This window comes from Methylobacterium komagatae (genome assembly GCF_042661665.1).
GTDB classification, from domain to species: Bacteria; Pseudomonadota; Alphaproteobacteria; order Rhizobiales; family Beijerinckiaceae; genus Methylobacterium; species Methylobacterium komagatae.
Genome location: NZ_JBHSWN010000001.1, coordinates 5,477,063 through 5,490,381, shown reverse-complemented (window position 1 = coordinate 5,490,381; position 13,319 = coordinate 5,477,063). Strand labels below are relative to the sequence as shown.

General features: G+C 64.8%; 14 protein-coding genes and 3 pseudogenes. 9 read left to right on the top strand and 8 right to left on the bottom strand.

Annotation, left to right across the window (positions count from 1 at the left end; translation table 11 throughout):
* Positions 1-3: 3 nt before the first annotated feature.
* The 6 genes and pseudogenes from ACFQE0_RS27225 to ACFQE0_RS27200 all read right to left on the bottom strand — a co-directional run bounded on the left by ACFQE0_RS27225 (position 4) and on the right by ACFQE0_RS27200 (position 4,518).
* Positions 4-699: an urease accessory protein UreF gene (locus ACFQE0_RS27225; RefSeq protein ID WP_378975102.1), complete on the bottom strand. Its 696-nt coding sequence runs from the start codon at positions 697-699 to the stop codon at positions 4-6.
* Positions 680-1,171 carry an urease accessory protein UreE gene (locus tag ACFQE0_RS27220; RefSeq protein WP_378975723.1) on the bottom strand — a complete coding sequence of 164 codons (492 nt, stop codon included), beginning with the start codon at positions 1,169-1,171 and terminating at the stop codon, positions 680-682. The genes ACFQE0_RS27225 and ACFQE0_RS27220 overlap by 20 nt, the downstream gene beginning before the upstream one ends.
* A 39-nt stretch (positions 1,172-1,210) precedes the next feature.
* Positions 1,211-2,887, bottom strand: a complete 1,677-nt coding sequence (gene ureC, locus ACFQE0_RS27215; protein ID WP_378975721.1) for an urease subunit alpha — start codon at positions 2,885-2,887, stop codon at positions 1,211-1,213.
* An 82-nt stretch (positions 2,888-2,969) separates the two neighbouring features.
* Entirely contained in the window at positions 2,970-3,590 is a 621-nt protein-coding gene (locus ACFQE0_RS27210; protein WP_378975100.1) for an urease subunit gamma, read from the bottom strand.
* A gap of 171 nt (positions 3,591-3,761) precedes the next feature.
* Complete coding sequence (locus ACFQE0_RS27205) at positions 3,762-3,950, bottom strand: hypothetical protein (RefSeq protein ID WP_378975098.1); 189 nt, start codon at positions 3,948-3,950, stop codon at positions 3,762-3,764.
* A gap of 131 nt (positions 3,951-4,081) precedes the next feature.
* Positions 4,082-4,518 (bottom strand): annotated as a pseudogene (locus tag ACFQE0_RS27200) (Ros/MucR family transcriptional regulator).
* 292 nt (positions 4,519-4,810) lie between these two features.
* Between ACFQE0_RS27200 and ACFQE0_RS27195 the strand changes: the two are divergent.
* Together ACFQE0_RS27195 and ACFQE0_RS27190 are read left to right on the top strand one after the other, a co-directional pair.
* Positions 4,811-5,968, top strand: coding sequence for a CaiB/BaiF CoA transferase family protein (locus ACFQE0_RS27195; protein WP_378975096.1), 1,158 nt, complete (start codon positions 4,811-4,813; stop codon positions 5,966-5,968).
* Positions 5,969-5,989: 21 nt separating this feature from the next.
* Positions 5,990-6,740, top strand: a pseudogene (locus tag ACFQE0_RS27190) (glucose 1-dehydrogenase).
* A gap of 16 nt (positions 6,741-6,756) precedes the next feature.
* On the opposite strand, the pseudogene ruvX reads toward ACFQE0_RS27190, so the two are convergent.
* Positions 6,757-7,253 (bottom strand): annotated as a pseudogene (ruvX, locus tag ACFQE0_RS27185) (Holliday junction resolvase RuvX).
* Positions 7,254-7,397: 144 nt separating this feature from the next.
* Here ruvX and ACFQE0_RS27180 point away from each other — a divergent pair.
* From ACFQE0_RS27180 to ACFQE0_RS27150, 7 genes are all read left to right on the top strand, one after another.
* Positions 7,398-7,583, top strand: coding sequence for a hypothetical protein (locus tag ACFQE0_RS27180; protein WP_378975094.1), 186 nt, complete (start codon positions 7,398-7,400; stop codon positions 7,581-7,583).
* Between the two features lie 85 nt (positions 7,584-7,668).
* Positions 7,669-7,956 carry an Asp-tRNA(Asn)/Glu-tRNA(Gln) amidotransferase subunit GatC gene (gatC, locus tag ACFQE0_RS27175; protein ID WP_378975092.1) on the top strand — a complete coding sequence of 96 codons (288 nt, stop codon included), beginning with the start codon at positions 7,669-7,671 and terminating at the stop codon, positions 7,954-7,956.
* A gap of 62 nt (positions 7,957-8,018) precedes the next feature.
* Positions 8,019-9,500 (top strand): Asp-tRNA(Asn)/Glu-tRNA(Gln) amidotransferase subunit GatA, encoded by a 1,482-nt coding sequence (gene gatA, locus ACFQE0_RS27170; protein ID WP_378975090.1) that lies wholly within the window; start codon positions 8,019-8,021, stop codon positions 9,498-9,500.
* Complete coding sequence (locus ACFQE0_RS27165) at positions 9,497-9,796, top strand: hypothetical protein (RefSeq protein WP_378975088.1); 300 nt, start codon at positions 9,497-9,499, stop codon at positions 9,794-9,796. Before gatA ends, ACFQE0_RS27165 begins: the two co-directional genes overlap by 4 nt.
* A gap of 201 nt (positions 9,797-9,997) precedes the next feature.
* Positions 9,998-11,470: an Asp-tRNA(Asn)/Glu-tRNA(Gln) amidotransferase subunit GatB gene (gene gatB / locus ACFQE0_RS27160; RefSeq protein ID WP_378975086.1), complete on the top strand. Its 1,473-nt coding sequence runs from the start codon at positions 9,998-10,000 to the stop codon at positions 11,468-11,470.
* Positions 11,471-11,731: 261 nt separating this feature from the next.
* On the top strand, positions 11,732-12,022 hold the full coding sequence (locus ACFQE0_RS27155; protein WP_378975084.1) for a hypothetical protein: 291 nt from the start codon (positions 11,732-11,734) through the stop codon (positions 12,020-12,022).
* Positions 12,023-12,311: 289 nt separating this feature from the next.
* Complete coding sequence (locus ACFQE0_RS27150; RefSeq protein WP_378975082.1) at positions 12,312-12,746, top strand: helix-turn-helix domain-containing protein; 435 nt, start codon at positions 12,312-12,314, stop codon at positions 12,744-12,746.
* A gap of 7 nt (positions 12,747-12,753) precedes the next feature.
* On the opposite strand, the gene rsmD is transcribed toward ACFQE0_RS27150, so the two are convergent.
* Positions 12,754-13,311, bottom strand: coding sequence for a 16S rRNA (guanine(966)-N(2))-methyltransferase RsmD (gene rsmD / locus ACFQE0_RS27145; RefSeq protein ID WP_378975080.1), 558 nt, complete (start codon positions 13,309-13,311; stop codon positions 12,754-12,756).
* Positions 13,312-13,319 lie beyond the last annotated feature (8 nt).

Below are 13,319 nucleotides of genomic sequence, written 5' to 3'. Positions count from 1 at the left end.
GCCTCATGACCGGAAGATGCGTGAATACTGCGTCTCGTGCCGGAACGAGCCGAGATCGAGGCGAAGGCAGGCAGAGCCGAGATCGTCGAGGCTCGCAGTCTCCGCCGCTCTTGCCAGAGGTACGAGCCGCACCGAAAGGGCGGCGACGACGCGGGTGCCCGCCGCTTGCCCCACCGGGGCCGACCTGAGCGCCGCCGAAACGAGGTTATGCACGAAGGCGAGGGCATAGGTTCCAAGCACGGGCGACAGCCGCATGCCATGGGCACCGGCGGCGGCACCGACCGCCACGGGATAGGCCACCGCCTCGGCCAGCGACGGCGCGAGCGTGGTGAGGGCGGGGCAGGGCCATGCCCCAAGGGTCGCATCGAGGAAGCTGCGTCCCTGCTGGCTGGTTTCGAGATTCAACTCTCGCGACGGCGCTAGAGCCAGGGCAAGATCGTTGATTGCAACCAGATCCATCGCGCTCGCCGTCGATGCCGCGTCGTGGGCGCGGGCGACCAGGATCAAGTCGTTGCGCAGCGAGCCATGTTCGCAGACGTCGCCGAGCCATGCGGTCAGGCTCTCCTCACCGCTGACGTCACCTGCCTCAACGGCGGCTTCAAGCCCATGCGAGTAGGCATAGGCTCCCACGGGGTAGCCGGGCGACAACCACGCGAACAGCCGAAGCGCCTCGATTTCCTCAGTCATGGGAATGGGCATGATTGTGCGCGTGCCCACTGCCGTGGCCATGGCCATGTCCGCCGGAATAAGCGCCACCCTCCGGGCGGAACGGACGCTCCACCTCCGCGGCCGTACCGCCGAGGCCACGCACCATGTCCGCGAGGACGTGATCGTAACCGATCCAGACCGCATCGGGCCCGATCTCGGCCGGGATGTGCCGGTTGCCGATGTGCCAGATCAGGCGACGCAGGGCATGCTCGTCGGGAGCTTGGATCTCGAGCAGACGTTCCGGCGCCGCCTCGACCCAGACGAGCCGCCCATCCTCGAGCACGAGGGCATCCCCGTCATCGAGCATGGCGGGCTCGGCCAGATCGAGCAGGAACGCCGTTCCGCCGACCCCGCGCATGGCGGTGCGGCGGCGATGCCTGTCGCCATGGTCGAGCACCACGCGGTCTATAATCTCGCCCCCCGACAGGGCACCTGCGCGCAGGATCCGGGTCGCGCGCAGAATGCCCCTCGGGGAGCCATTAGTCGAAAGCGTCACGCGACCTCAGAACAGAAAATACCGCTGCGCCATCGGCAGCACGTCGGCGGGCTCACAGACCAACAATTCGCCATCCGCGCGCACATCGTAGGTCTCTGGATCGACCTCGATGACAGGGGTGGCATCGTTGAGCACCATGCTCTTCTTGGAGATGCCACCGCGGACGTTCTCGACGGCGACCATCTCCTTCTGCACGCCCAGCCGCTCGCGCAAACCGTCATCCAGGGCCGCCTTCGACACGAAGGTAAGGGCGGTGGAATAGGGCACGCGGCCATACGCACCGAACATCGGCCGGTAATGCACCGGTTGCGGCGTCGGGATCGAGGCGTTCGGATCGCCCATCGGCGCGGCGGCGATGGCGCCGCCCTTGAGTACGAGGTCCGGCTTCACGCCGAAGAAGGCGGGTGTCCAGAGAACGAGGTCGGCGAGTTTTCCCGGCTCGATGGAGCCGATGTGACGGGAGACGCCATGGGCGATCGCCGGGTTGATTGTGTACTTCGCAACATAGCGGCGGGCGCGCAGATTGTCCGTCCCGGACGTGTCGCCCGCCAGCGCGCCACGCTGGCGCTTCATCTTGTCGGCGGTCTGCCAAGTGCGGATGACGACTTCGCCGACCCGGCCCATGGCCTGGGAATCCGACGACATCATCGAGAGTGCGCCGATATCGTGCAGGATGTCTTCGGCGGCGATCGTCTCCTTGCGGATGCGGCTTTCGGCGAAGGCGAGGTCCTCGGGGATCGACGGATCGAGGTGGTGGCACACCATCAGCATATCGAGATGCTCATCGATGGTGTTTCGGGTGTAGGGCCGCGTCGGGTTCGTGGATGACGGGAGCACGTTGGCCAGCCCCGCGACCTTGATGATGTCCGGCGCGTGGCCGCCACCTGCACCTTCCGTATGGAAGGCATGGATGGTGCGGCCCTTGAAGGCGGCGATCGTGTCCTCGACGAATCCCGATTCGTTGAGCGTATCGGTATGGATCATCACCTGGATGTCGTGGAGATCCGCGACGCTCAGGCAGGTGTCGATGGCCTTGGGTGTGGTGCCCCAATCCTCGTGCAGCTTCAGGGCGCAGGCTCCGCCGCGGACCATCTCCACGAGGCTATCCGGCTGAGAGGCGTTGCCCTTGCCCGCGAAGGCAAGGTTCATCGGGAACGCGTCCGCCGCCTCGATCATCCGGGCGATGTGCCAGGGCCCGGGCGTGCAGGTGGTGGCGAAGGTGCCATGCGCGGGGCCTGTGCCGCCGCCGAGCATCGTGGTGACGCCCGAGCACAGAGCCTCCTCGATCTGCTGCGGACAGATGAAGTGAATGTGGCTGTCGAAGCCGCCCGCCGTGAGGATCTTGCCTTCGCCTGCGATCACCTCCGTCCCTGGCCCGACGACGATGTCGACACCGGGCTGCACATCCGGGTTGCCGGCCTTGCCGAGTTTGAAGATCCGCCCGCGCACGATGCCGACATCGCATTTCACGATGCCCCAATGGTCGAGGACGACCGCATTGGTGATGACCGTATCGACGGCGCCCGCCGCGTTCGGCGCCTGCGATTGGCCCATGCCATCGCGGATGACCTTGCCGCCGCCGAACTTCACCTCCTCGCCATAGGTGGTGAAATCGCGCTCGACAGTGATCTCGATGGAGGTGTCGGCAAGCCGAATGCGGTCTCCGGTCGTCGGGCCGAACATGTCGGCATAGGCCGAGCGCGAAAGGCTCGCGGGCTTGAGGGTGTTGCTCACGGTCTCGGCCTCCGCTTTTCGCGCGCACCCATCACAGCTTGCCCATCACGTCGCCGCGGAAACCGTGAACAATCCGGTCGCCCGAGAGCGGCACCAGCGCCACCTGCCGGGTTGAGCCGGGCTCGAATCGCACGGCGGTGCCGGGCGCGATGTCGAGGCGCTTGCCCCGCGCCTCCGCACGGTCAAAGACGAGGCCCGGGTTGGCCTCGTAGAAATGGTAATGCGAGCCGACTTGGATTGGCCGGTCGCCGACATTGGCGACCTCGATAACGGTGCGCTCTGCACCTTCGTTGAACACGATCTCGCCGGGCAGCGCCGTGACCGTGCCGGGAACGTCCTGAGAGGGTGCGCCCCGAATCGGGTGGTGGACCGTGACGAGCTTGGTGCCGTCCGGGAAAGTCGCCTCCACCTGGATGTCGTGGATCATTTCCGGGATGCCGGGCATCACCTGATCGGCGGTCAGCACGTTGCCGCCCGCTGCCATCAATTCGGCGACCGTGCGTCCGTCGCGCGCGCCCTCGACAACGAAATCGGTAATGAGGGCCACAGCCTCGGGGTGGTTGAGCTTCACGCCACGGGCGAGGCGATTGCGTGCCACCTGGGCCGCCATCGCGATGAGCAGCTTGTCCTTCTCGCGGGGGGTGAGCAGCACCGTCGCCTCGTTTCGTCGCCAGTCAAAGCCGGCGGAGCAAGGATCATGCTCGGCACTGCGTCAAGACCGCCACAGCGAGCCCGCGCCGCTATCCCACCCTCTCGTCTCGCGAGTCGCGTGGATGACCCGCGAATGTCCGCCCCACAAAGGGGGCGGACACGATGTTAAACCTCAATCTTCGGTGTTGGCCTGCTCGCCGATGGCAAGCAGCATGGCTCGGAGACGAGCCGTCCGCTCATCGCGGGACCGCCGCTCGGCGCGCAGCGCCAAATGCAGCGCTTGATCCGCGAGTTTCCGTTGCTGAGGAGACGAGTCGTTCGAAGCCGACTCGCGCGTCATCGCAAAGACGACAGCGTCCATGTCGCACCTCCCTAAGTCTATTCCGCCATTCGGTAGTGATCCGCAGGAACGCGGTCCAGCCCGAATAATAGGCATGGATGACAGTGGAGGGACGAAATCGGATCGATGTCTCGCGATGACGCCGCGAGGCCTTACGCAGCGCTGCGCTTGGCCTGCCGCGCAGCCAGGGCACCCGGACGGCCGAGCCCGATTTCCTTGGCGAGGGCGGAGCGGCGGGCGGCGTAGCTCGGAGCCACCATCGGATAGTCACTCGGCAGGCCGAAACGCTCGCGGTAGCTCTCCGGGTCGAGGCCGTGGCTCGACAGGTGACGCTTGAGGGTCTTGTAGATCTTGCCGTCGATGAAGCTCACCAGTCCATCGCGGCCGATGGACTTGCGGATCTCGGCATTGGACGGCCGGTGAACCCTTTCAGAATCCTTCGAGCCGCTTTCGGCCATGTCGGTCTCGGTCAGTCGCTTCAACGCAGCGTGTACGCTGCTGATCAGACCCGGGGCTCGGATTGCGGAAGAGGATTGTTCGCTACGTAGGCGGAGATCACATCACTCGCGTAAAGAGCGAGTTGCTGCATTACTTCTTCACCTGCAGGTTGCGTAGCGTCTACCGACATGTTGTCAGTCCCCTTTAATTGATTCCTGTGGGAGCAATGCCACCAAGACCGAGCTATTTTCAAGATGCATGTGTAGTTTTTGTTGCCTATCACCATTTCGCGACCGAAAAACTAAACCCGTGGTTTGGGACAGTCTATCGACCGCACTCTGTGCATGAATCCCAGCGGCTCATTCACCGAAACAGCTGCGCGCTTCCAGTTGGACAGGGGCCCGTCGCCGCGCCATGTCAGGGGCGATTCAAGGGAGGAAGCGATGCCACCGGACAGGGCGGGCCGTACCGGCGCGTTGCCGTTGAAGGGTCTGACCGTCCTCGCGCTGGAACAAGCCGTTGCGGCCCCTTACTGCACGTCGCGCCTCGCCGATGCCGGAGCCCGGGTCATCAAGATTGAGCGGCCGGAAGGTGATTTCGCGCGGGGCTACGACGCCTCGGTGAACGGTCTTGCGAGCTATTTCGTCTGGCTCAACCGAGGCAAGGAAAGCCTCGTCGCCGACATCAAGAATCCCGCCGATGCCGCCCTGATGCACCGGATCCTCGAACGCGCGGACGTGTTCGTGCAGAACCTCGCGCCGGGAGCTGCGGCCAGAGCCGGGTTTGGGTCGGCGGAGTTGCGCGCCCGCTACCCGAGACTGATCACGGTGGACATTACCGGCTACGGAATGGGCCATTCCTATTCGAACATGAAGGCCTACGACCTGCTGGTACAGGCCGAGAGCGGGCTTGCCGGGATCACCGGCCACCCCGCAGGGCCGGGACGGGTCGGCGTCTCGGTCTGCGATGTGGCTTGTGGGATGGATGCTCATGCCGCCGTGTTGGAGGCGCTGATCGCGCGCGGCATCACGGGGGAGGGCGCCTCTCTTCAGGTCAGCCTGTTCAGCGGCGCGGCCGACTGGATGAACGTGCCGCTCCTATATTTCGAGGGCACGGGCCGCGTTCCGCAGCGGCTCGGCCTCGCCCATCCGTCGATCAGCCCCTACGGCGCCTATTCGACGGCCGACGGTAGCCTCGTTCTGATCTCAATTCAGAACGAACGCGAATGGGCCGCCTTCTGCGCAGGTGTGCTCGGAGAGCCGACCCTGGCCCGCGCCGATGGCTATGAGTCGAACAATGCCCGCGTCGCCAACCGGGATGCCGTGGACGCACGGATCGGCGAAGTCCTTGGCCGATTGACGCGAGACGAGGCCGCCGCACGCCTGAAGGCCACAGGCACGGCCTATGGCTTCGTCAACACTCTGGCCGATCTCGCGACCCATCCGGCGCTGATCCGTGTCGAGGTCGAGACGCCCGGCGGAACGGCGCGGATCGTGGCACCGCCCGTTCTCATCGATGGCGAGGTGCGGACCCTGGGGCCGGTGCCAACAGTGGGCGAACACAGCGACCGGATCCGCGCCGAGTTCCGGGCAAACCCGTAAAGACGAAACCGGGAGGAGATCATGCGGCTTCAGGACAAGATCGCCATCGTCACGGGCGCCGGGGGTGGTTTCGGCGCCGGAATCGCGGAACGCTTCGCAGCCGAAGGCGCGCGGGTCGCCTTGGTCGATATCCGCCGTGATGCGGTCGAAGCGCTGGCGAAATCTCTTGGCGACCGGGCCATCGCGCTCGCCGCCGATGTCGGGTCGGCGGGCGACGTAGCGGCCGTGATCGAGGAAACGGGCAAGCGTTTCGGCGCGCCGCACATCCTCGTGAACAATGCAGGCACCACCCATCGCAACAAGCCGCTGATGGAAGTGACGGAGGAAGATTTCGACCGCGTCTTCCGCGTGAACGTGAAATCGATTTTCCACTTCGTCCGCTCGGCGGCGCCCGTGATGCGCGACAATGGCGGCGGCGTAATCCTGAATGTCGAGCTCGACGGCGGCGATACGGCCCCGGCCCGGCCTGACGTGGTACAACGCCTCGAAAGGCGCCGCGAGCCTCGCGACCCGCTCGCTCGCTCTCGAACTTGCCCCGTGGAAGATCCGCGTGAACGCTCTGTGCCCGGTCATGGGCGCGACCGGTCTGCTCGAAGACTTCATGGGCGTGGCAGACACGCCGGAAAACCGCACGAAGTTCATCTCGACGATTCCCCTCGGGCGCCTCTCGACCGCCCAGGACATCGCGAACGCGGCTCTCTATCTCGCCTCCGACGAGGCCGAATTCATCACCGGCATCGATCTGCCGGTGGATGGCGGTCGCACCGCCTGAGCGGGCGCCCGGTGGCTCACTCGTCCTCGGGCGAATCGCCATCGTCGTAGGCGATGCGGCGCATCACATCGAGGCAACCCTGAAGGATGTAGGCGGCGGCGAGCTTGTCCACGGCTCGCCCCGGCGCTGGCGTGAGGCATCGGCCTCGATCAGCGCGCGGGTGACGACCGCCGTCGAAAGCCGCTCATCGAAGAACAGCACCGGTAGGGGCAGGATCGGCGCGAGGTTGCGCGCGAAGGCGCGGGTCGATTGCACCCTCGGTCCCTCCGTGCCGTCCATATTGAGCGGCAGGCCGAGAACTAGCCCGCCGACCTGGTGCTCCTCACACACGGACTTCAGGCGCATCGCGTCGGGCGTGAACTTCACACGACGGATCGTCTCCAGCGGGCTCGCGATCTGACGGCCGAGATCTGACAGGGCGAGGCCAATCGTCTTGGTGCCGAGGTCGAGGCCGATCAGGCGGGCGCCCCCGCGCGAAGCCGCCGCGAAATCTCGGATCGTCTGCTTGTCCATGGCGCACGGCCTACGCGACCCGGCGCCCCAGCGCCACCGTCCCGTCCACAGCCTTAACCACATCCGTGATCGCGCCGGATGTACGCGGAGCGTGCGCCGTTTAAGTTGGTTAAGGAAGTCTTAACCGACCGCGCGGAGACGGCAGTGCCAGGTGCCTTAGAAGTCGCTGACGACAAGACGCGCCGGGCGCGTCGCCGCCGCCATGGCTGGATGCTGGTCCTGGCCTTCGAGGTGTTGGTGTTCGGCGCCGCGCAATCGGTGCTGAAGCCGATCAGGCCGCCGGGCATCGCGGTGGAGCAGACGGTGAAGCCCAACCACATCGTGACGTAAGCGCCCGCGTTGCGGGGCTTGGAACCGCAATGCTATAGCCCGGCCGCCGAGGGAACGAGTCCCCGGCCGGGATGAACGGGACGGTATGTCGGTCGACGAGAAGACTGTGCGGCGCATCGCACATCTGGCGCGGATCGCGGTCACCGACGAGGAAGTCGGGCCGCTGGGCGCTGAATTGAACAACATTCTCGCCTTCGTGGAGCAGCTCGGCACGGTCGATGTCTCCGGCGTGGAGCCGATGACGTCGGTACTGCCCATGGCGATGAAGAAGCGCGAGGATGGCGTGACCGAAGGCGGTCGCGCCGTCGACGTGGTCGCCAACGCGCCCGAGACGGAGGACCATTACTTCCTCGTTCCCAAGGTGGTCGAGTAACCCTCCGGCCGGACGTTATCCGTTTGCACGCGCCCCTGGCGGCGCGCAGGGATTTGAGACGCGTGAGCAGCCCCAACGAACTCACCCTCGCCGAGGCGCGGGACGCCCTGAAGGCGAAGACCCTTTCGGCCCGCGAGCTGACGCAGGCGCATCTCGACGCTATGGCGAAGGCACGTTCGCTGAACACCTACCTTCTCGAGACGCCGGATCGGGCGCTCGCCATGGCCGACGTGTCGGATGCCAAGATCGCCTCGGGCGAAGCTCGACCCCTCGAAGGCATCCCGCTCGGCATCAAGGACCTGTTCTGCACCCACGGCGTGGAGACGACGGCGGGCTCGAAAATCCTCAAAGGGTTCGAGCCGCATTACGAATCGGCAGTCTCGGCCAATCTCTGGCGCGATGGCGCCGTGATGCTGGGCAAGCTGAACCTCGATGAATTCGCCATGGGCTCGTCCAACGAGACCAGCGCCTTCGGCAACGTGATCTCGCCCTGGCGGCGAAAGGATTCGGACGCGCAGATCGTCCCCGGTGGTTCCTCCGGCGGCTCAGCGGCGGCAGTGGCCGCGCGACTCTGCCTCGGCGCCACGGCGACCGATACCGGCGGCTCGATCCGCCAGCCCGCCGCCTTCACCGGCACAGTCGGCATCAAGCCGACCTATGGCCGCTGCTCGCGCTGGGGCACGGTGGCCTTCGCGTCGTCCCTCGATCAGGCCGGGCCCATCGCCCGCACGGTGAAGGATTGCTCGATCCTGCTCGCTTCCATGAGCGGCGCCGATGCGCGGGACACGACCTGCGCCGATCTCGCGGTGCCGGATTTCGAGGCCTCCGTGGGCCGCGGCGTGAAGGGCCTGACCATCGGCATCCCGAAGGAGTATCGGGTCGACGGCATGCCTGCTGAGATCCAGCGCCTGTGGGACGAGGGTGCGGCGTGGCTGAAGGCGGCCGGCGCGACGATCAAGGAGATCTCGCTGCCGCACACCTCTTACGCACTCCCGGCTTATTACATCGTCGCCCCCGCCGAGGCGTCCTCGAACCTCGCCCGCTACGACGGCGTCCGCTACGGCCTGCGCGTGCCGGGCAAGGACATCGCCTCGATGTACGAGAACACCCGCGCCGCCGGTTTCGGCCGCGAGGTGAAGCGCCGGATCATGATCGGCACTTACGTGCTCTCGGCGGGCTATTACGACGCCTATTACGTCCGCGCTCAGAAGATCCGCACGTTGATCAAGCGCGACTTCGAGGCGGCCTATGCGGACGGCGTGGATGCCATTCTCACCCCGGCGACGCCTTCGGCCGCTTTCGGCATCGGCGAGAAGGCCAATGCCGACCCGGTCGAGATGTACCTCAACGACGTCTTCACCGTGACGGTGAACATGGCCGGGCTGCCGGGCATCGCGGTGCCGGCAGGGCTCGACTCGCAGGGCCTGCCGCTCGGCCTACAGCTGATCGGCCGTCCCTTCGATGAAGAGACTCTGTTCGCCGCTGCCCAGGTGATTGAGGATTCTGCAGGACGGACGCAGCTTCCCGCAGCGTGGTGGGCATGACCGTCCCTTATTATCCTTGGACGGTCTGGATCTGGGCCGGGTTCGACCCCGCCCTGATCGTGGTGGCCCTCTATCTCGGCTGGAAAGCTGATCAGTTCGGGAAGTGCTTCATCGCGGCCATTGTCGCCTTCGCGGTCGCGGTGCTGTTCTCTTGGATGGTATCGGCGGCGGGTATTCCCTGGCCTGCGCCCATCACTTATGACGGACCGACTTTCTTCAGTGTCCGTGCCGTGGCGGCTTTGCTCTACGCCATGATCGGGTACGGCGCCCGCCAGGTCGCCAGCCGGCGTGCTTGACCCCTTGGGCAGGGGGCTCCTAACTGCCTTTATGGACTCGCTCCCACACGCGCCCTCATCCTGAGTTGCCCGCGAGAACGAGCCTCGAAAGAGCCCTTCAGCGGTCGCGCGATCGCTGTAGCCGCCTTCGAGGCTGCTGCGCGGCACCTCAGGATCAGGGCGGAGGGTGGGACATCACTTCTGAGCGCCTTCGGACCGACCATGAACGCACCCGTTGACCCCAAGAAGCTGATCAAGGGCGGCCTGCACGACTGGGAGGTCGTGATCGGCATGGAGATTCATGCTCAGGTGACCAGTAAGGCGAAGCTGTTCTCCGGCGCCTCAACGGCTTTCGGCGGCGAGCCGAACGATCACGTCTCGCTGGTCGATGCAGCGATGCCGGGCATGCTGCCGGTGATCAATCAGGAATGCGTCGCGCAGGCGGTGCGCACCGGCCTGGGCCTCAAGGCCAAGATCAATCTGCGTTCGGTGTTCGATCGGAAAAATTACTTCTACCCGGATCTGCCGCAGGGCTATCAGATCTCGCAGTACAAGGACCCCATCGTCGGTGAAGGTGAGGTGTTGGTGGACATGCCTGATGGCACATCCTTCACCGTCGGCATCGAGCGGCTGCATCTCGAACAGGATGCGGGCAAATCGCTGCACGATCAGGACCCAACCCGCAGCTTCGTAGACCTGAACCGCTCCGGCGTGGCCTTGATGGAGATCGTATCCAGGCCGGATCTGCGTTCGGCCGACGAGGCGAAGGCCTACGTCACCAAGCTGCGCACCATCCTGCGCTACCTCGGCACCTGCGACGGCGACATGGACAAGGGCAACCTCCGCGCCGACGTCAACGTCTCGGTGCGCCGCCCCGGTGAGCCGCTCGGTACGCGTTGCGAGATAAAGAACGTCAACTCGATCCGCTTCATCGGACAGGCGGTCGACACCGAGGCGCGCCGTCAGATCGCGATCCTTGAGGATGGCGGTAAGATTGATCAGGAGACGCGCCTGTTCGATCCCGGCAAGGGCGAGACGCGCTCGATGCGCTCGAAGGAAGAGGCGCACGATTACCGCTACTTCCCGGACCCGGATCTGCTGCCGCTGGAATTCGACCAGACCTTCGTGGACCGCTTGGCCGAGGGCCTGCCGGAACTGCCGGACGCCAAGAAGGCGCGCTTCGTCAAGGAGTTCGGGCTTTCGACCTACGATGCCGGCGTGCTGGTGGCCGAGCGGGCCTCGGCCGATTACTACGAGGCGGTCGCCAAGGGCAGAGACGGCAAGGCCGCCGCGAACTGGGTGATCAACGAACTGTTCGGCCGCCTCAACAAAGAGGGCCTTGGCATCGAGGAGACGCCGGTTTCGGCCGACCAGCTCGGCGCTATCGTCGACCTGATCGGTGAGGGGGTGATCTCCGGCAAGATCGCGAAGGATTTGTTCGAGATCGTGTGGACCGAGGGTGGCGATCCGCGCGCCATCGTGGACGCACGGGGCATGAAGCAGGTCACGGATACCGGCGCCATCGAGGCGGCCGTGGACGAGATCATCGCCAAGAACCCCGACAAGGTCGCGCAGGCCAAGGAGAAGCCGACGCTGCTCGGCTGGTTCGTCGGGCAGACCATGAAGGCGACCGGTGGCAAGGCGAACCCTGCGGCCGTCAACGCCCTGCTTAAAAGCAAGCTCGGGATCGAGTAGGCGCGCGCTACCCTATCGTTTCGACCTCGTTGTCAGCTCAAGGCCCTTCCGAAAAACGGGAGGGCCTTTTTCGTGTCGGGGTTTGAGCGTCGTATCCACACGCTTTGTGTTCGATAATAATCCGAAGATAAAATCTAATGTTTTTCGGGATTAAAATAACATTTTAATGATGTGCGGACAGACACATTTGCACAATTACTATGCTGTTATGGATGAATCTGCCGGCGCTTGAAGCAAGAGTTGCACAGACGGAGGTCGTCCATGTTCAAGATCGCCTTGATCGTCGCCGGAATAGCCTCGCTGGCCATGTCCATGCCGCATCGAGCGGATGCGCGATCCGAGACCTTGATGGACTTGCTTGCCGGCCGCGATACCCCCGCATGTCCGCGATACCAGCAGACCCCGCGCGATCCGTGCAACATCGTCGTGAAGCGACCCGGCGGAAATCCAACGCAGGATATGACTGGCTCGATTGGGCATATGAAATCGTACCAGGGTAACGGCGGGCCACGCTGCAAGACGATCTGCCGATTTACCGGTATTCAATACTGATGGGTGGATCGTATCGGAGGACGAACATGTCCGGTTTTCGAGCATGTTCGTCCAAGATCCCGCATGGCACTGAGCTTGTCGCGCGATTTTGATATAAGAATGTCGCTGACGAACACTGAAGATGCAGAAAAAATACCTGTACAGCGTTCATTGAAGCGTGATCGAACAAAATTTTGACTATCGCAGGCATCATTTCCGTCGAGCCGGCATAGCTTATCGGGCGGTCTCGGTTTAAATCGCATCACGACCCAGGGGTTGAGCACTCCGGATCCCTGGTGGAGCGGTATCGATGCGAAAAACGAAGCCGAAGCAGTCAACACAGGTCGACCAAGGAATCGGAAGCCGTATCGCCCTCCTTCGGACAGCCAACGGTTTGAGCCAGTCGCAGCTGGCCGAAGCCCTTGGGATCAGCTTCCAGCAGGTTCAAAAGTACGAGGCGGGGAAGAACCGCATCGGTGCCGGTCGTCTCCAGGCCATCGCGGATCGCCTCAATGTGCCTGTCTCGACCTTCTTCGAAGAGACGACCCAGCCCGCGCCCGACGATGCGGTAGAGATGCTGCTTCAGAGCGACGGTGCGCTCGATGTGCTGCGCGCCTACGTGTCGATCACCGACGAAGAGGTTCGCAAGAGCATCCTCACCATGGTTAAGGCGATGGTGCGCGTCTCGAAGGCGACAAGCGGCGAAGAACCGAGCCCCGACGCCGACAAGACGCCCGGACACTGAGCTGGATTCACGCCCCGTAGCGGGCAAAGACGATGGCGGTTTCGCCGTAGACGCGCCTTTCCTGCTCGGAAAATCCTGAGGGCAGGAACATCTCGGCGGAGGCGACTTCCTCCACCACGGCCAGGGCCCCTTCCGTCAGCCAGCCGCCCGCCGCCGCGCTCGCCAGCGCCAGCGGAGCGAGGCCGCGTCCGTAGGGCGGATCACAGAACAGAAGCGAGAAACGGCCTGCCGCCCCCGCCTCACCGAGTTTGGTGGCGTCGCGGCGGAAAAGCCGCGTAACGCCCTCGGCACCCAGAGCCTCGATATTGGCGCGGATGACGCTGCGCGCCTCCGCCCCCTCATCGACCAGCAACGCGTAGGAGGCCCCCCGGGAGAGCGCTTCGAACCCGAGCGCTCCCGTGCCGCTGAACAGATCAAGCACCCGCGCCCCGTCCACGGCATCGTCGTAGCCGTGGGTCAGGACGTTGAAGAGGGACTCACGCAGCCGATCGGAGGTCGGACGGATTGCATCCGTCCGGGGAGTGGCCAAGCGCCGCCCGCGCCAATCACCTCCGACAATCCGCATGGGGCACC